At 58.8% G+C, this 16,151-nt stretch carries 18 protein-coding genes and 1 pseudogene; 9 read left to right on the plus strand and 10 right to left on the minus strand.

The window, feature by feature from the left end:
* Positions 1 to 134 precede the first annotated feature (134 nt).
* Complete coding sequence (locus AACY19_RS02275; protein WP_007917351.1) at positions 135 to 644, minus strand: DUF1993 domain-containing protein; 510 nt, start codon at positions 642 to 644, stop codon at positions 135 to 137.
* 125 nt (positions 645 to 769) lie between these two features.
* On the opposite strand from AACY19_RS02275, the gene AACY19_RS02280 reads away from it, so the two are divergent.
* Entirely contained in the window at positions 770 to 1,417 is a 648-nt protein-coding gene (locus tag AACY19_RS02280) for a YceH family protein (RefSeq protein WP_339447508.1), read from the plus strand.
* A 105-nt stretch (positions 1,418 to 1,522) separates the two neighbouring features.
* Here the strand turns inward: AACY19_RS02280 and AACY19_RS02285 are convergent, their stop codons facing one another.
* Positions 1,523 to 2,041, minus strand: a complete 519-nt coding sequence (locus AACY19_RS02285) for a cupin domain-containing protein (protein WP_339447510.1) — start codon at positions 2,039 to 2,041, stop codon at positions 1,523 to 1,525.
* 177 nt (positions 2,042 to 2,218) lie between these two features.
* Positions 2,219 to 3,037: a shikimate 5-dehydrogenase gene (locus tag AACY19_RS02290; protein ID WP_339447512.1), complete on the minus strand. Its 819-nt coding sequence runs from the start codon at positions 3,035 to 3,037 to the stop codon at positions 2,219 to 2,221.
* A gap of 256 nt (positions 3,038 to 3,293) precedes the next feature.
* On the opposite strand from AACY19_RS02290, the gene AACY19_RS02295 reads away from it, so the two are divergent.
* The 3 genes from AACY19_RS02295 to AACY19_RS02305 all read left to right on the plus strand — a co-directional run bounded on the left by AACY19_RS02295 (position 3,294) and on the right by AACY19_RS02305 (position 4,359).
* Positions 3,294 to 3,650, plus strand: a complete 357-nt coding sequence (locus AACY19_RS02295) for a hypothetical protein (RefSeq protein ID WP_339447514.1) — start codon at positions 3,294 to 3,296, stop codon at positions 3,648 to 3,650.
* A gap of 229 nt (positions 3,651 to 3,879) precedes the next feature.
* Positions 3,880 to 4,074, plus strand: a complete 195-nt coding sequence (locus AACY19_RS02300) for a hypothetical protein (protein ID WP_016984641.1) — start codon at positions 3,880 to 3,882, stop codon at positions 4,072 to 4,074.
* Positions 4,075 to 4,176: 102 nt separating this feature from the next.
* On the plus strand, positions 4,177 to 4,359 hold the full coding sequence (locus AACY19_RS02305) for a hypothetical protein (RefSeq protein ID WP_339447516.1): 183 nt from the start codon (positions 4,177 to 4,179) through the stop codon (positions 4,357 to 4,359).
* Here AACY19_RS02305 and AACY19_RS02310 read toward each other — a convergent pair.
* Positions 4,356 to 5,417, minus strand: coding sequence for an AI-2E family transporter (locus AACY19_RS02310; RefSeq protein WP_339447518.1), 1,062 nt, complete (start codon positions 5,415 to 5,417; stop codon positions 4,356 to 4,358). The genes AACY19_RS02305 and AACY19_RS02310 overlap by 4 nt on opposite strands.
* Positions 5,418 to 5,640: 223 nt before the next feature.
* Here AACY19_RS02310 and trhP point away from each other — a divergent pair, with 223 nt between their 5' ends.
* On the plus strand, positions 5,641 to 6,972 hold the full coding sequence (gene trhP / locus AACY19_RS02315; RefSeq protein ID WP_339447520.1) for a prephenate-dependent tRNA uridine(34) hydroxylase TrhP: 1,332 nt from the start codon (positions 5,641 to 5,643) through the stop codon (positions 6,970 to 6,972).
* 109 nt (positions 6,973 to 7,081) lie between these two features.
* Here trhP and AACY19_RS02320 read toward each other — a convergent pair whose 3' ends face one another.
* Together AACY19_RS02320 and AACY19_RS02325 are read right to left on the minus strand one after the other, a co-directional pair.
* Positions 7,082 to 7,315 (minus strand): hypothetical protein, encoded by a 234-nt coding sequence (locus AACY19_RS02320; RefSeq protein WP_339447522.1) that lies wholly within the window; start codon positions 7,313 to 7,315, stop codon positions 7,082 to 7,084.
* Positions 7,316 to 7,407: 92 nt separating this feature from the next.
* Entirely contained in the window at positions 7,408 to 8,121 is a 714-nt protein-coding gene (locus AACY19_RS02325) for a FadR/GntR family transcriptional regulator (protein ID WP_339447524.1), read from the minus strand.
* Positions 8,122 to 8,466: 345 nt separating this feature from the next.
* Between AACY19_RS02325 and AACY19_RS02330 the strand changes: the two genes are divergently transcribed.
* Positions 8,467 to 9,813 carry an MFS transporter gene (locus AACY19_RS02330; protein ID WP_339447526.1) on the plus strand — a complete coding sequence of 449 codons (1,347 nt, stop codon included), beginning with the start codon at positions 8,467 to 8,469 and terminating at the stop codon, positions 9,811 to 9,813.
* Positions 9,814 to 9,838: 25 nt separating this feature from the next.
* The gene (gudD, locus tag AACY19_RS02335; RefSeq protein WP_339447528.1) at positions 9,839 to 11,182 is read left to right on the plus strand and encodes a glucarate dehydratase; all 1,344 of its coding nucleotides are present in this window, start codon (positions 9,839 to 9,841) and stop codon (positions 11,180 to 11,182) included.
* 44 nt (positions 11,183 to 11,226) lie between these two features.
* Here gudD and AACY19_RS02340 read toward each other — a convergent pair whose 3' ends face one another.
* Entirely contained in the window at positions 11,227 to 12,099 is an 873-nt protein-coding gene (locus AACY19_RS02340; protein ID WP_339447530.1) for a LysR family transcriptional regulator, read from the minus strand.
* Between the two features lie 160 nt (positions 12,100 to 12,259).
* On the opposite strand from AACY19_RS02340, the gene ampC reads away from it, so the two are divergent.
* A complete protein-coding gene (gene ampC, locus AACY19_RS02345) occupies positions 12,260 to 13,426 on the plus strand; it encodes a class C beta-lactamase (RefSeq protein ID WP_339447532.1) in 1,167 nt (388 codons plus the stop codon).
* 63 nt (positions 13,427 to 13,489) lie between these two features.
* Here ampC and AACY19_RS02350 read toward each other — a convergent pair.
* Both AACY19_RS02350 and AACY19_RS02355 read right to left on the minus strand, forming a co-directional pair.
* Positions 13,490 to 13,757, minus strand: a pseudogene (locus AACY19_RS02350) (hypothetical protein).
* Positions 13,758 to 13,773: 16 nt separating this feature from the next.
* A complete protein-coding gene (locus AACY19_RS02355) occupies positions 13,774 to 14,100 on the minus strand; it encodes a DUF6124 family protein (protein ID WP_339447534.1) in 327 nt (108 codons plus the stop codon).
* A 476-nt stretch (positions 14,101 to 14,576) separates the two neighbouring features.
* Between AACY19_RS02355 and AACY19_RS02360 the strand changes: the two genes are divergently transcribed.
* Complete coding sequence (locus tag AACY19_RS02360) at positions 14,577 to 15,410, plus strand: AAA family ATPase (RefSeq protein ID WP_339447536.1); 834 nt, start codon at positions 14,577 to 14,579, stop codon at positions 15,408 to 15,410.
* Positions 15,411 to 15,524: 114 nt separating this feature from the next.
* Here the strand turns inward: AACY19_RS02360 and AACY19_RS02365 are convergent, their stop codons facing one another.
* Positions 15,525 to 16,094, minus strand: a complete 570-nt coding sequence (locus AACY19_RS02365; protein ID WP_339447538.1) for a DUF4174 domain-containing protein — start codon at positions 16,092 to 16,094, stop codon at positions 15,525 to 15,527.
* Between the last annotated feature and the right edge of the window lie 57 nt (positions 16,095 to 16,151).

The raw sequence follows: 16,151 nt of genomic DNA on the forward strand, positions 1-16,151 counted from the left end.
GGAAAGGGAGCTGATTGGTGTGCTGTTCAAAACCTGAGTTCGACTCGATAAATCAGCTCGGCGTACCTCGAACCAACAACGCGATCAGTCCCCTTTCCCTCTGGGAGAGAGTTAGGGTGAGGGGCTTTGACGTTTTAGAACGCGCCCATGTAATCGCGTTTACCCACTTCAACACCGTTATGGCGCAGCAGCGCGTAAGTGGTGGTGACATGGAAGAAGAATTGCGGCAGGCCGTAAGTCAGCAGATAAGCCTGACCGCTGAAGCGCTTCTCTTTCGGCGTGCCCGGACGAGTCACGATTTCGATGCCCTCCTTGCCATCGATCTGCTCTGGCTTGATCTCGCCGATGTAAGCCAGAACCTTGGCGATCAGGGCTTGCAGCTCGGCGAAAGTGGTTTCGGTATCGTCGTACTTCGGCACTTCGACTTCGGCCAGACGCGAGGAAACGCCTTTGGCGAAATCCACGGCAATCTGTACCTGGCGGGTCAGCGGGAACATGTCCGGAAACAGACGAGCCTGCAGGAAAGCGTTCGGGTCGATGTTTTTTTCGGTGGCGTGGGCTTCAGCCTTTTTCAGGACATCGCTCAAGGCGTTGAGCATTTGTTGAAAAACCGGGACGGATGCGGCGTACAGGGAAATGGTCATGGCAGTCTCGTGTGGTGGCTGGGTGGAACAAGGTGGCGATTATAGCCATGCTTGATGACCACACGGCTTGCCTTTTGTTTGGCAAGGATTAGGCTAGGCGCCTTCGACTGCAAAGGGAACGCGCGATGAACACCGATCAAGAATCCACCTTCGACGAACCACGGCTGAACGCCACGGAAATCCGCATTCTGGGCGCATTGATCGAGAAACAGGCGACCAGCCCGGAGACGTATCCGCTGACCCTCAATGCGCTAGTCCTGGCGTGTAACCAGAAGACCAGCCGCGAACCGGTGATGAACCTGACCCAGGGTCAGGTCGGTCAGAGCCTGCGTGCCCTCGAAGGTCGCGGCTTTGCCAAACTGGTCATGGGCAGTCGCGCCGACCGCTGGGAGCACAAGGTCGACAAGGCGCTGGAACTGGTCCCGGCGCAGGTGATTCTGAGCGGCTTGATGTTTCTGCGCGGCCCGCAAACCGTCAACGAACTGCTGACCCGCAGCGGTCGCATGCATGATTTCGAAGATGCCGAGCAGGTGGTGCATCAACTCGAGCGCCTGATCGCGCGCGGGTTGGCGGTGTTGATTCCGCGTCAGGCCGGGCAGCGCGAAGATCGCTACACCCATGCGCTGGGTGATCCGGCGGACATCGAGGCTGTCCTGGCGGCGCGGCAGAATCCGCAGGATCGCGGCTCTAGCGGCGGTGTTTCAGTGGAACGCATCGAAGAGCTGGAAGCGCGGATTGCCGCGCTGGAAGAACGCCTGGCCCGACTCGAATAATCCCTGTTTTATGGTGGGAGCGAGCCTGCTCGCGAAGAGGTTGTGTCAGCCACATCATTTATGAATGACACACCGCCTTCGCGAGCAAGCTCGCTCCCACAGGGGTTATTCACCATCCCAGTAATCAACACCATCCGCCTGCCGCGCCACCGCAACAAAGCCTGAGGCATTGCCCTCGGCATCCACCGTGAAGTGATCCATCACCGCATATTTGTTCGAGTCCGGGTACTCACAGATCTCCGGCTGCTGCTGGGTGCTCACCGCCAGATAACGCAATTCGCCCGCGCTGGTATTGATGATCTGATGCGCCTGCTCCGGCCCGCCCGGCGGACAGGCGATCACGTCGCCCTCACGGATCGGAAAACGCTCGGCGCCAAGCCGCACCTCACCCTCCCCGGCCACCACGTAGAACATCTCTTCATTGACCCGATGACTGTGAAACGGACTGCCGCGCATGCCTGGGGGCAGCGCGCACAGGCGATAGCCGAGCTTCTGCGCGCCCAGTTGCTGGCCGACCCGCGCCATGCGCTGCTGATAGCGTCCGGCGGTTTCGCCTTCGGGGGCGAGGGCTTCGGGCAGGGGTTCGAGTTCGACCAGATGCAGGTTGAGAATGGGTGGGTGCATGAGGGCCTCGGTCACGGTTTTTATGGTGGGCAAGTCTGGGCTTGCCAAGGAGGCAGTATAGGCATTGATGCCCGGCATGAAACCGCGTCGCAGCCTTCGCGCTCCCACAGGCGACCGCATGCCAATGTGGGGCGAGCCTGCTCGCGAAGAGGCACGCCCAGCCACCAAGGCACTCAATCAGCTACGGGCAAATGCCACCGCCGCCGCAAACTGCTCTTCGGTCGGTCGCACCCCGGTGTACAACACAAACTGCTCAAGCGCCTGAATCGCAATCACCTCAAGCCCGGTGATCACCCGCTTGCCTTCAGCCCGGCCACGCACGATCAGCGGCGTCTCCGACGGAATCGCCACCACATCAAACACGGTCTCGGCCGCCTGAATCACCTCAGCCTCAAACGCCAGTTGCCCGGCTTCCGGCCCGCCATCCATGCCCACGGGGGTGACGTTGACCAACATCTGCGGACGCTCATCACCCAGTTCCGCCTGCCAGCGATAACCCAGCGACTGCGCCAGCGCACGCCCGGCGCGCTCGTTGCGCGCAACGATCAAGCCATTCCGGTAGCCGCCGTCGCGTAGTGCACTGGCCACCGCTTTGCCCATGCCACCGCTGCCGCGCAGGGCGAAGGTCGTTTCCTTCGGCACCGCATGGGTTTCGAGCAATTGCGCGACGGCAATGTAATCGGTGTTGTAGGCCTTGAGATGGCCGTTGGTATTGACGATGGTGTTGATCGACTGGATCGCCGCCGCCGACGCATCCAGCTCATCGACCAGCGCAATGCACGCCTCCTTGAACGGCATCGACACGCCACATCCACGAATGCCCAGCGCACGAATGCCACCGACAGCCCCGGTGAGATCCTGGCTGCTGAACGCCTTGTAGTAGAAATTCAGACCCAGTTGTTCATACAAATGGTTATGAAAACGCAGACCGAAATTACCCGGGCGTCCGGACAGGGACATGCACAGTTGGGTGTCTTTGTTCGGGTTCATCTGCATGAAACTTCTCCTTCAAACGCACTTTCGGATAGACGGGATTAGCCAGCCCATCGGGTTCTGAACGATCATAGAGGCCGGTCTTAAAGGTGTTTTGTGGCCCTTGCACGGCCCGGTAAAGAAGCCGGTACAGACCTTACACAAAATTTACCCAACGGCTGTGCTGATTTTCAGAGTTTCGCTGTCTGAGAAGTATCCCCGCGACAACTGTGGGCCTGGTGCAGGCCCTGCCGCCGGGTCGAAGAACCGAGGAATTATCATGATTCGTAAACTCCCCATTATGGCCTTGTTGATTGGCTCACTGGCGGTCACAGGTCAGGCAGAAGCCGGTGGTGGCCACGGCTGGCAAGGCCCTGCGGTGTTTGGCGCGATCGTCGGCTCGGCCATCATCGGCTCGGCGCTGATCAATCAGAATCGACCGGTGTATGTGCAACAACAGCCGGTGTATGTTCAGCAACAACCGGTCTACGTGCAGCAACCGCCCCCCGTTTACTACCAGCCAGCGCCGGTGTACGTGCAACAACCGGTATATGTTCAGCCGGCCCCGGTGTATTACGGCCCGCCGCGCGGATACTACGGCAGGCCTCATGGCTACTATGGCGGCCCACGCTGGTAATCGAAACGCAAAGCCCCGCTTTTACAGCGGGGCTTTTTATGACCGTTGGTCGGCCAGCGTCTTAAAAAATCTCGCCAGGGTCGCTGTGAGGACAGTTTCACCGGCTAAAGTCGGCATGATTGATTGACCGTTGTGGGCATTTCCATAAAACGGTCATCTATTTGTCATGACGGAACCGCAATCTGAATCCGTCCGTAAACAACAGGTTGATAACAACAAGGACGACTGTATGCCAACACAAAACCCGCACCGCATCGTCGGCCTGTGCACCTCCAGCAAGGTGTACAGCGCCCTGACCGAGCTCAAACATCTGGAAGGCCATCGCTGCGCGAAGTTTCTCTCGCTGCTGGCGGAAAACCTTGTGCACAAAGGTCTGCTCAACGAGCGCGAAGTCATGCATATGCTCGATCAAGTGGTCGACTGAGCCAGCCCTCAACGGCGTCAATGACCACTATCGAAAGCGTTGATTGTCCGTAAAACCCGCGAATCTTTAAGGTGGCTCCATTGATAGATGGAGGTACCCGTCATGGCTCAGGTTCAAATCATGTCCGTAATCGGCAGCGCCGTTCCCGCGACGCTCAGAGCATCAGGCCTGCTCGCCTGCTGGTATCTGATGCGCGACGGCGAAGCCATCAGCGGCCCGCTGACCTCGTTGCCCGCCGCACAAGCGTTGTCGCAGAAGATCGTCAGCCAGCCGTTCCATGCTTAAGGCAATTGCACCTTGGGCTTGGTTTCGACGAACAACGCCCAGCTCGACATGAACAGCGCGGCGATCAATGGCCCGATCACAAAGCCGTTGAGGCCGAACACCGCGAGGCCACCGAGGGTCGAGATCAGAATCATGTAATCCGGCATTTTGGTGTCCTTGCCAACCAGAATCGGGCGCAACACGTTATCCACCAGCCCGATCACGAATACCCCGAACAACCCCAGTACCATGCCCTGCCAGATCATCCCGCTGAGCAGGAAATACACCGCCACCGGCGCCCAGACAATCCCCGCGCCCACCGCTGGCAACAGCGACAGAAATGCCATCAACACCGCCCACAACAAAGCGCTGGGGATGTCGAGAAACCAGAAAATCGCCCCGCCCAATGCACCTTGTGTCACGGCCACCAGCACATTGCCCTTCACCGTTGCGCGCACCACCCGGTTGAACTTCAATTGCAAGCGGCGCTTGTGATTCTCCTCCAGCGGTACAGCCGCGCGCACCTTGCGCGCCAGTTCGGCACCGTCGCGCAGAAAGAAAAACAGCAAGTACAGCATGATGAAAAAACTCACCACGAACTCGAAGGTTCCCTGCCCAAAACTGAACGCCTGACTGGCGAGCACCTGGCTGCCCTGCATCGCCGCTTTGACGATTTTCTCGCGCAGGGCATTCAGTTCGCCCATGCCGAAACGGTCGAGCAGATGCTGAAAGTACGGCGGCAGACTGTGTTTGAACTGCGCCAGATAGGCCGCGATGTCCAGTTCGCCGCTCTCGATGTTCTTGTATACCGTCGTCCCTTCCTGCACTAACAGCACGCTGACGATGATCACCGGCAGAATCGCGATTACCAGACATACACTCAACGTACACAGTGACGTCAGGTTGCGTTGCCAGCCGAATTTCGCCTGCAGCTTGCGTTGCATCGGCGTAAACAGAATACCGAGGATCACCGCCCAGAACACCGCGCCGTAGAACGGCAACAGAATCCAGATAAAGGCGACCGTCACCAAAAACAGCAGGATGGTGAGGGATTTGAATTGAAGACTTTTTGCGTTCATGTCCGGTCCATGTCAGTCAGGCGTCATGCACGCCCGAAACCTTAGTCCGCCGGGACGTGTGCGAGTGCCATCTTTTATTCATCGAGCATAGTTGCGGATTGGCGTGAACCCCTATGTTCTGCGCTGTGACTGCGCCCGCAAAAACACCCGGATCGTAGACGCAGATCAATAAATCCCCCGCCCGACCGCATTACCCTGCCGCACTTTTGCGATTGACCTTGCCATGACCCCGACCCTCGTCGCCCCCGAACTGCTCGCTCCCGCCGGCACCCTGAAAAACATGCGCTACGCCTTCGCCTATGGCGCCGATGCGGTCTACGCCGGCCAGCCGCGTTACAGCCTGCGGGTGCGCAACAACGAGTTCGATCACGCCAACCTGGCGCTGGGCATTCGCGAGGCTCAGGCGCAGGGCAAACGGTTCTATGTCGTGGTCAACATTGCGCCGCACAACGCCAAACTGAAGACCTTTCTCAAGGATCTGACGCCGGTGATCGAAATGGCACCGGATGCGCTGATCATGTCCGACCCGGGGCTGATCATGCTGGTGCGCCGGCATTTTCCGCAGATGCCGATTCACCTGTCGGTGCAGGCCAACACGGTGAACTGGGCAAGTGTCGAGTTCTGGCAGCAACAGGGCCTGAGCCGCATCATCCTGTCGCGGGAGCTGTCATTGGAAGAGATTGGCGAAATCCGCGAACAGGTGCTAGGCATGGAGCTGGAAGTGTTTGTTCACGGCGCGTTGTGCATGGCCTACTCCGGGCGCTGCCTGCTGTCGGGTTACCTGAACAAGCGTGACGCCAATCAGGGGAGCTGCACCAATGCCTGTCGCTGGAAATATTCCGCGCAGGAGGCCACGGAAAACCAGCTCGGCGAGATCGTCCAGACGTGCCAGCCCGAGCCGACCCTGGGCCTCGGCGCGCCCACCGATCAGGTATTTCTGTTGCAGGAGGCCAACCGCCCTGACGAGTTGATGCCCGCGTTCGAGGACGAACACGGCACCTACATCATGAACGCCAAGGATCTGCGCGCGGTGCAGCACGTCGAACGCCTGACCCGGATGGGCGTGCATTCCCTGAAGATCGAGGGCCGGACCAAATCGCACTTCTACTGCGCGCGCACCACCCAGGTGTATCGCCGGGCGATTGATGACGCGGTGGCCGGTCATGAGTTTGACCGCAGTCTGATGACTGACCTGGAATCCCTGGCCCAACGCGGCTACACCGAAGGCTTTCTGCGCCGCCATGTACATGATGAATACCAGAACTACCTCAACGGCAGCTCAGTCTCGGAGCGCCAGCAATTCGTTGGCGAACTGACCGGCGAACGGCGTGATCGTCTGGCCGAGGTCAAGGTGAAGAACCGCTTTGCCCTCGGCGACCATCTGGAGTTGATGACGCCCAAGGGCAACTTCCACTTCGATCTGCACCAATTGCAGGACGCCACCGGTCAAGCCATCGACGTGGCACCGGGGGATGGTCATACGGTGTATCTGCCGATTCCGGATGCGGTGGATTTGCGTTTTGGATTATTGATGCGGGATTTGCGTGATGCCTGAAATTACGCCGGTGAATCCACAAACGACTCCTCCCACAGGGAAATTCGTTCCACTGTGGGAGCGAGCCTGCTCGAGAAGGGGCCGGCAAATCCAGCTCAAGAACCCAGTCTCAGCGCCGATCATCCGACAACGGCGTCGGCTCATCCGCTGGCGGCATGTCCTCATCGTCCGCCCCCGGGTCTTTCCAGTCATCTGGCCGGTCGGCGTCGCTCAATGGATCGCGACCCGGGGGAATTCCCATCGGTGAATCGTGATCAGCCAGCGTTGGTTCATCGGTACCGGGCAGCGGCCGGGTCGGATCGGTGGGCAGCACGCCACCCTGAAACAGCACATCATTCGCCATGACACACCTCACCAAGGAAGTCCGGAAAACCCGGGCCGTACAACTTGGAATCAGCCCTGCAGACGGCGTGCTATCGAACAGACCAACGGCCATCAACCCCGCGCTGAAAACCGGTCACGGCTGTTGGTCAGGTGCAGCCACATGGCTGCCCGTGCTGCATCCGGGTCCTGACGCTTGATCGCATTCAGAATCGCCTCATGCTCCAGATGGGCCAGTTGCCCGAGTTTGCTCAGATCCGCCGCGCCGCGCTCCGAGGCGTTGAGTCGATTACGCGGAATCATCGCACTGCCCAGGTGCTGCATGATCTCGCTGAAGCAGACGTTGCCGGTCGCTTCGGCAATCAGCAGATGAAAACGCCGATCCGCTTCGACGCAACTGTCGTGGTTATCCAGCAAACGCTGATAGTCATCCAGCGCCTGGCGCATCTGCAGCAAATGCTGATCGGTGCGCCGCTGCGCCGCCAGCGCCGCCGCTTGAGTCTCCAGACCCAGCCGCAGTTCGAGAATGCTGCGCACACCGAGCGCGGTGTCGACATTCAGTCGCAGACCCTGTTCCGGCACGCGCTCGATGACGAACGTGCCGATGCCGTGTCGCGTCTCTACCAGCCCGGAGGCCTGCAATTTGGAAATCGCCTCGCGCACCACGGTGCGGCTGACGCCGTGTTCCTGAACGATGGAGTTCTCCGACGGCAGTTTGTCGCCGGGGGATAGCTGGCCGAGCAGGATGCTCTGGCTGAGTTTTTCCACCAGATCATGGGCGAGGTTATGCGCACGTTTGCGAGCGGGGGCTTCGAGGTCTTCTTGCATGGTCGGTTCCGGTGATCGGGGCTTGCGGATCGTAGCATCGCACGGGGGCTGACAAGATAGAGTTTAGCGCCCCATCTTGTATGACAACACTCAAACTTAAGCTGACAACGTCAGGCAAGCCTGGCGACTAAATCAGCGCACCCGCATGAAAATATTGAACCTAGCCTCCTGAAGAGCCCAGCAAACATTGAGTAAAAACACGAAAAAGCATAAAAAATCGATCCTCCAGAAAAAATTAATCAGCCCTCCCCACTTGTAGGACAAAAAAAAGCGGTTGTATGATGTCTAGCAACAACGCAGCACCTGCCCTACCCCGCATAAAAATAATCAGTGGGAGAAAACCAAGTGAAAACCTCCGTCTCCGGGATGAACGAGGGCGTCGATTCGACACTCGCGTCGGCCATCTCGAAAGTGAAACGCCACGTCCTGCCACTCTTCGTGATCATGTTCATCGTCAATTACATTGACCGGGTGAACATCGGTTTCGTCCGTACCCACATGGAACACGACCTGGGCATTGGTGCCGCCGCCTATGGCTTCGGCGCCGGGCTGTTCTTCATCGGTTACGCGCTGTTCGAAGTCCCGTCGAACATGCTCCTGCAAAAAGTCGGCGCCCGCATCTGGCTGACCCGCATCATGTTCACCTGGGGCCTGGTCGCCGCCGGCATGGCGTTCATCCAGAACGAAACCCACTTCTACGTGTTGCGTTTTCTGCTCGGCGTCGCCGAGGCCGGGTTCTTTCCCGGAGTGATCTATTACTTCACCCGCTGGCTGCCCGGCGCCGAACGTGGCAAGGCGATTGCGATCTTCCTCAGCGGCTCCGCTGTAGCCTCGTTGATCTCCGGCCCCTTGTCCGGCCTGCTCCTGCAGATCAACGGGCTGGGCATGCACGGCTGGCAATGGATGTACTTCATTGAAGGGATGTTCTCCGTGTGCCTGTGCGTGTTCGTCTGGTTCTGGCTCGACGCCAAACCCCACGATGCGAAATGGCTGACCCGCGCCGAACAGGACGCACTGGTCGCCGCCATCGACGCAGAGCAAAAGGCCCGCGAAGCCGCGACACCAATCCGGGCATCAATGGGCAAACTGCTCAAGGACCGCCAGATCATTCTCTTCTGCCTGATCTACTTCTTCATTCAACTGACCATTTACGCGGCGACCTTCTGGCTGCCGAGCATCATCAAGAAAATGGGCGAGATGAGCGACTTCCAGGTCGGCCTGTTCAACTCGATTCCCTGGTTGCTGTCGATCATCGGCATGTACGCCTTCGCTTCGTTCTCGGCGAAGTGGAAGCACCAACAGGCGTGGGTCGCCACCGCGCTGTTGATCGCGGCAGCGGGGATGTTCATGTCCACCACCGGCGGGCCGATCTTCGCCTTCGTCGCCATTTGCTTTGCGGCGCTGGGCTTCAAGTCCGCATCGTCGCTGTTCTGGCCGATCCCGCAGGCGTATCTGGATGCCCGCATCGCTGCGGCGGTGATCGCGCTGATCAACTCGGTGGGCAACCTTGGCGGCTTCGTCGCACCCACCACGTTCGGCCTGCTCGAAGAACACACCGGTTCGATTCAGGGCGGCCTCTATGGTCTGGCCGCGACCTCGATCATCGCCGCCATCATTGTTTTCTTCGCGCGCACCACACCGAAACCGGCGGCTGAAATAGCCGTGGCCGACGCGGCGCCAAAGCACGCCTGAACTCTTTATAAGAAGGATAAAAACCATGACTGCACACAACACCGCCAAAGCCCCGATCATCACCGACATGCAAGTCATCCCGGTGGCCGGCCACGACGGCATGCTGCTCAATCTGAGCGGCGCCCACGGACCGTTTTTCACCCGCAACATCGTCATTCTCAAGGACAACGCCGGCCATACCGGTGTCGGTGAAGTACCCGGTGGCGAGCGTATTCGCCAGACCCTGGAGGACGCCCGCAGCCTGGTGATCGGCAGCCCGATCGGCACGTATCAGAAGATTCTCAATCAAGTGCGCCAGACCTTCGCTGACCGCGATGCCGGCGGTCGTGGCCTGCAGACGTTTGACCTGCGCATCACCATTCACGCCGTTACAGGCCTCGAAGCCGCCCTGCTCGACCTGCTCGGTCAGCATCTTGATGTACCCGTTGCAGCCCTGCTCGGCGAGGGCCAGCAACGTGACGAAGTGAAGATGCTCGGCTATCTGTTCTACGTCGGCGATCAACGGGAAACCGATCTCGCCTACCGCAGCGAACCGGACGCCGACAACGACTGGTTCCGCGTGCGTCACGAGAAGGCGATGAGCGCCGAAGCCGTGGTGCGCCTCGCCGAAGCAGCCCATGCCAAATACGGTTTCAAGGACTTCAAACTCAAGGGCGGCGTGCTCAGCGGCGATGCGGAAATCGAAGCGGTGACGGCGCTGGCCGAACGCTTCCCCGACGCGCGAATCACCCTCGATCCGAACGGCGCCTGGTCACTGAAAGAAGCCATCCGCTTGTGCCGCGATCAGCATCACGTTCTGGCCTATGCCGAAGATCCGTGCGGTGCAGAAAACGGCTATTCCGGACGTGAAGTAATGGCCGAGTTCCGCCGCGCCACCGGGTTGAAAACCGCCACCAACATGATCGCCACTGACTGGCGCGAAATGGGTCATGCGATCCAGTTGCAGTCGGTGGACATTCCACTGGCCGACCCGCACTTCTGGACCATGCAAGGTTCGGTGCGCGTGGCGCAGATGTGTCATGAGTGGGGCCTGACGTGGGGCTCGCACTCCAACAACCACTTCGATATCTCGCTGGCGATGTTCACCCATGTGGCGGCTGCCGCACCGGGCGACATCACCGCCATTGACACCCATTGGATCTGGCAGGATGGCCAGCGCCTGACCAAGGCACCGCTACAGATTGTCGACGGTCTTGTGCAAGTGCCGAAAAAACCGGGGCTGGGTGTGGAGCTGGACATGGACCAGGTGGCCAAGGCCCACGAACTGTACAAAGGCATGGGCCTCGGCGCGCGGGATGACAGCGTGGCGATGCAGTTTCTGATTCCGGGATGGACGTTCGATAACAAGCGGCCGTGCCTGCTGCGCTGACACTTCTTTGAATCCACCACTGTCCTCTTGTGGGAGGTTTTGCATTAACCGGAGATTTGCAGCAGCCAGTTTTTGAAGGCGAGCATCGCCGCTGTTTCCGGGCGAGACTGCAACCGCGTCAGCCAGTAACTCCCCGTGGTGATCTCAATCGCAAACGGCTGACAAATTGCCTCTGCGGCCAGTTGTCGGGCGAACATCAGCGGCGGTGCCAGTGCCACCCCGCCGCCCTGCAACGCCGCCTCCATCATCGCCAACGACGAATCGAACACGATGCTTTGCGGCGGAGCAGCCTGGGTTGCCAACCCGGCGGCCTGAAACCATTCCGGCCATTCATCCGTGCGATATGAACGCAGCAATGTCTGCTGCAGCAAATCCCCCGGCGTCTGCAGTTGTCGGGCGATTTCCGGGACGCACAACACCGACAGCGGTGCATCGAGCAAGCGCGTCGCTTCGATGCCATGCCACGCACCGGCGCCAAAACGGATCGCGTAATCCAATCCTTCCGCCGCCACATCCACACGGTTGTTGTTGGTCGACAGGCGCAAATCTATCAGCGGATGTTTCGCCCGAAAATCCACCAGTCTCGGCAACAGCCACCCCACCGCGAACGTCCCCACCGCGCCGACGGTCAACATTTCGCGATACTGACCGCCGGCGAGGCGCTCGAGCATCTGCGCGATATGATCAAACGAGGTGCTCAACACCGGCAGCAAGGTTTCGCCTTCACTGGTCAGCATCAGCCCACGGGGCAAGCGTTTGAACAGGGTGACGTTGAGTTGCGCCTCCAGACTTTTCACCTGATGGCTGACCGCCGCTTGCGTGACACACAACTCCACCGCCGCGCGGGTGAAGCTCAAGTGACGCGCCGAGGCTTCGAAGGCGCGCAATGCGTTGAGCGGCAATTGAGGTCGAATCATGCCCAGTCCCAAATTTTTCTAATGGCTCGTGCGAGATTTCATCGTTTGCCGAACCTCGCGACACTGCCTAAATTGGCGGCGCTGATCAGCCGCCCAACGAATAAATCGCCCGCAGTGTAGCGGGCCAACACTATCAACACTCATGGAGAGTGGTTCATTCATGTCATCCCTTCAATCGAGCAAAGTCATTTCCCGCGCCGCTTTCGGTCTGGTGTTCGGCGCCACGTCCTGCCTGGCCACCGTACCCAGCGACGCGCAACTGCAAGCGCTGGTCAACGATGCGGTGACGCCAGTGATGCAACAACAGCACATTCCCGGCCTGACCGTAGCGCTGACCATCAACGGTCAGGCGCATTACTTTAACTACGGTGTGGCGGCGAGAGACACCGACCAGAAAGTCAGCGAAAACACCCTGTTCGAAATCGGTTCGGTGAGCAAAACCTTCACCGCCACCCTCGCCGGTTACGCTCAGGCCACCGGCAAGCTCGACCTGTCGACCAAGGCCAGCCAACTCTGGCCTGATCTCGAAGGCAGCGCCTTCGACCACATCAGCGTGCTGCAACTGGGCACCTACAGCGCCGGCGGTTTGCCGCTGCAATTTCCGGACAATGCCGATTCGCCTGACAAGATGCTCGGCTATTTCCAACAGTGGAAACCGCGTTATCCGGCAGGCAGCCATCGCCAGTACTCCAATCCAAGCCTCGGACTGTTTGGCTATCTCGCCGCGAAAAGCCTCGGCCAGCCATTTGATCAAGCGATGACGCAAACCCTGCTGCCGAAAATGGGCCTGCAACACACCTACCTCAGCGTGCCCGCCGCACAAATGGGCCTGTACGCGCAGGGTTACAACAAGGATGGCAAACCGGTTCGCGTCACTCCCGGTGCGCTGGACGCGCAAGCCTACGGCGTGAAAACCAGCGCCGTGGACATGCTGCGCTACGTGCAGGCCAACCTGAAACCTGAAACGCTGGAAGCGTCCCTGCAAAAAACCATCGCCAACACCCACACCGGTTACTACACGGTCGGCGACATGACTCAAGGTTTGGGTTGGGAAATGTACCGCTACCCGATCAGCCTCGACCGCTTGCTCGCCGGCAACTCGACAGAAATGGCCATGGAAGCGCACAAAGTGCAGTGGCTGAATCCACCGCAACCGCAACCGCATGACGTGCTGATCAACAAGACCGGCTCAACCGGTGGTTTCGGGACTTACGTGGCGTTTGTGCCAAGCAAGGATGTTGGCATCGTGATCATGGCCAACAAGAACTTCCCGATTCCTGAGCGGGTGAAAATCGCCCATGCAATTCTCAGTGCCGTGGCCGACTGAACAGGTTTTCACATGGCAAAAAATGGGCGACCTTTTCCGGGTCGCCCATTTTCGTTTCGGCGGTTAACGCTGCGCTTGCAGCTTCCAGCCGATGACATCCATCAAGTCGCAACTGTCACGCAGCGGAATCGCCATCACCCGGGCAAAATCCTGCAGCAGCAAGGCGTCATGACCCTTTTCCGTCTCCCAGCGCCAGCGTTTCCATCAGTTGCGTGACGCAGCGTAAACGGTAAGCCGCCGTGCCGTGCAGCACATCCACTGGCGCCTCGCGGTCGATCAGCAGGCAGGGAATCTTGCAGTCGATCCCGGTAATCGGAATGTATCGCGTCATGTTCGAACCTCCCTGTTCAATGTTGCGTCGCCGTTGGCGGGTCGAGATTGTCCAGCGCCCGGTTGACCAGCAACTCACCAAGTACAGCCAACTGCTGAATCGACAAGGCAAGGCTGCGCGGTGAACCCTGCAGTTCAGCGGCGAGGTCGGTGGTCAGGACGTTCAATGAAGCGAGGGTTTCGCAAGCGTGGCAGAGCAGCGTGGGCGTATCGATATCAGGGAGGATGGTGAAGAGATGGCTGATGGGATCGGGGTGATGGGGGTTGCGTAATCGGGGGCTGTGGGCGTCGAAGGGGCCTGAATCCATGGGGGATTCGGGAGGGTTTGGCGTTGGTTTTTTCATGTATGAGTACCGTAGTGAATTGTAGGAAAAACTACCTTTCTCACTTCCACATGAGGGTGGCAGCTGTACGCAGGTGTGGAAGACCAGGCCAATCCACCAAAACCCGGCGCACTCGAAAGTGCCCCTGCGCACAGCCGCCAAAAACGCGGCGATGTTGACATAAATAACGTCGACATGCGCTTTTGAGACATTGATGGATGTAACCGACAACCGGACTTCCACACCCAACCGCTGTGTTTTGCAGCGGCCAAAGAAGACTATCCCGCCTCCCCAAAACCCACCAGTTCACCACCGCCGCCGCGACTTGCAGGAAAAATCCCAGGGGTCTGAAGGAGCTTTGTGTCAGACATATCCGCCGGCACATGCTGCAACGACTTTGGGTTAACGAATGAATTTGTTGTATCTACACTGCACCGAGTCAATCTTTGGACGAGGATGGCGTCGGGCAAAGAAACAGTCATTCGAAAGGCACAGTGATGGAAATCAAAAGTTTGAAGCTTACGGATGTCGGACAATTTGGCGACATGGATATTCAGTTTGCCCCTACCCTGACACACCGCTCGAACATCACGGTGCTGGCGGGAAATAACGGCAGCGGAAAAACCACCATTCTTAAATCCCTGAATATCTGTCTGAGCTGGCTGATCGCAAAAATTCGCTCCAATAACGGCAAAGGCAAATACCTTATCCATGAAGACATTCGCAACGGCGCCTCAGGAGCAGTTCTTTCGATTGGCATCACCGACATTTCGCACCCGCGCACGGCTGACAGTGATACGGGTTCCGAAAACGAAGACGGGATTTCCGACACCGCACTGGCCGAAATCGCGAAAAAATTCGGGACTGACAGCGACGCCTGGAAAACGCTCGCCAATGTGAAAGTCTCCACTCGCGATCGCCAATTGACTGCCGTCCGTTCGGCCCTCAACGCGTTCATGCCGGATTTCACTAACCTGCGTGTGCAACGTAAACCACATCTGCATATGGCAGTCGACAAACATGGCGCAACATTCAGCCTCACTCAGCTCTCGCTTGGCGAAAAGTCGATGATTGCGTTGGTGGGTGATATGGCCAGGCGTCTGGCGATGATGAACCCGTCGATGGACAACCCGCTGCACGGCGACGGCATTGTTCTGATCGACGAGGTGGAGTTGCGCATGGACCCGCAATGGCAGCTCGGTCTGATCGCACAATTAAGTACGACCTTTCCCAATTGCCAGTTCGTGTTAACCACGCGCTCTCCTCTGGTCGTAAGTGATACCGAAGGTGTGCTGGTTTACCTGCTTCATGAGGGCGATAGGCCTGAGTAGACAAGTAGCTGTGAGGGCGTCGGTGTCCGCCAATATGCAGATAACGGAATAAACATTGTAGAAGTGAGCAGGCTCACTCCTACAGGGGGCCGTTTTTATTCAGTGAGTGTGCAATCAATCATCCGGCATTTCCGGCGGCTTGCTCGGTTTCGCAGGCTTCGCCGACTTGGCATTCTTGGCACCTTTCGCAGGCTCTGGTTCGGCAGCAGCCGGAGCCTGCGCGGCAGCCGCAGCGGCGGCTTCTTTCTCGGCCATGGGCATGGCGTCGATGGTGTCGAAGATTTTCTTCAGGTCCACAGCTTTCGCTTCATCCCCGGATGCCGAAAGTTTGGTCTCGCCGTCCTTGCCCACCAGAAACACTTTCGGATACGCCCCGGCGCCGAGCTTCAGCGAGCGCAGCAGCGCCATGGTCTCTTGCTGGCCCAGGTCCTTACCGTCGAGCTGGCCGGCCATGTTGAGGATGGTGTAGACCTTGATGTTGCGGTCGGCAACGCCTTTTTTGTTGGCCGGGTCTTCCAGCGATTTTTTCAGGCTTACCCACACCGGGTCGACGGTGCTTTTTGCGATCACGATCAGCGGTCGGGCGCGGCCCACGTCCCCGGCGATGGGCGAATCGCTGTCTGCGGCGAACAAGGGGCCGGCAATCGCCAGCAAGAGTGTCAGGGTCAGTGACCTGATGAGCATGCGCATCTCCTTTTGATATCCACGCTCTAATGATTGCGCATCGTGGCGATTGTTCCG

It is taken from the genome of Pseudomonas sp. EA_5y_Pfl2_R50 (assembly GCF_963970475.1).
Classification (GTDB): domain Bacteria; phylum Pseudomonadota; class Gammaproteobacteria; order Pseudomonadales; family Pseudomonadaceae; genus Aquipseudomonas.

Coding starts and splice junctions, on each gene's coding strand:
- AACY19_RS02340 (WP_339447530.1), bottom strand. CDS start 12,099: ATGATTCGACCTCAATTGCCGCTCAACGCATTGCGCGCCTTCGAAGCC.
- AACY19_RS02275 (WP_007917351.1), bottom strand. CDS start 644: ATGACCATTTCCCTGTACGCCGCATCCGTCCCGGTTTTTCAACAAATG.
- AACY19_RS02285 (WP_339447510.1), bottom strand. CDS start 2,041: ATGCACCCACCCATTCTCAACCTGCATCTGGTCGAACTCGAACCCCTG.
- AACY19_RS02355 (WP_339447534.1), bottom strand. CDS start 14,100: ATGAAAAAACCAACGCCAAACCCTCCCGAATCCCCCATGGATTCAGGC.
- gudD (WP_339447528.1), top strand. CDS start 9,839: ATGACTGCACACAACACCGCCAAAGCCCCGATCATCACCGACATGCAA.
- AACY19_RS02310 (WP_339447518.1), bottom strand. CDS start 5,417: ATGAACGCAAAAAGTCTTCAATTCAAATCCCTCACCATCCTGCTGTTT.
- AACY19_RS02320 (WP_339447522.1), bottom strand. CDS start 7,315: ATGGCGAATGATGTGCTGTTTCAGGGTGGCGTGCTGCCCACCGATCCG.
- AACY19_RS02305 (WP_339447516.1), top strand. CDS start 4,177: ATGGCTCAGGTTCAAATCATGTCCGTAATCGGCAGCGCCGTTCCCGCG.
- AACY19_RS02280 (WP_339447508.1), top strand. CDS start 770: ATGAACACCGATCAAGAATCCACCTTCGACGAACCACGGCTGAACGCC.
- trhP (WP_339447520.1), top strand. CDS start 5,641: ATGACCCCGACCCTCGTCGCCCCCGAACTGCTCGCTCCCGCCGGCACC.
- AACY19_RS02290 (WP_339447512.1), bottom strand. CDS start 3,037: ATGCAGATGAACCCGAACAAAGACACCCAACTGTGCATGTCCCTGTCC.
- AACY19_RS02300 (WP_016984641.1), top strand. CDS start 3,880: ATGCCAACACAAAACCCGCACCGCATCGTCGGCCTGTGCACCTCCAGC.
- AACY19_RS02295 (WP_339447514.1), top strand. CDS start 3,294: ATGATTCGTAAACTCCCCATTATGGCCTTGTTGATTGGCTCACTGGCG.
- AACY19_RS02365 (WP_339447538.1), bottom strand. CDS start 16,094: ATGCTCATCAGGTCACTGACCCTGACACTCTTGCTGGCGATTGCCGGC.
- AACY19_RS02325 (WP_339447524.1), bottom strand. CDS start 8,121: ATGCAAGAAGACCTCGAAGCCCCCGCTCGCAAACGTGCGCATAACCTC.
- AACY19_RS02360 (WP_339447536.1), top strand. CDS start 14,577: ATGGAAATCAAAAGTTTGAAGCTTACGGATGTCGGACAATTTGGCGAC.
- ampC (WP_339447532.1), top strand. CDS start 12,260: ATGTCATCCCTTCAATCGAGCAAAGTCATTTCCCGCGCCGCTTTCGGT.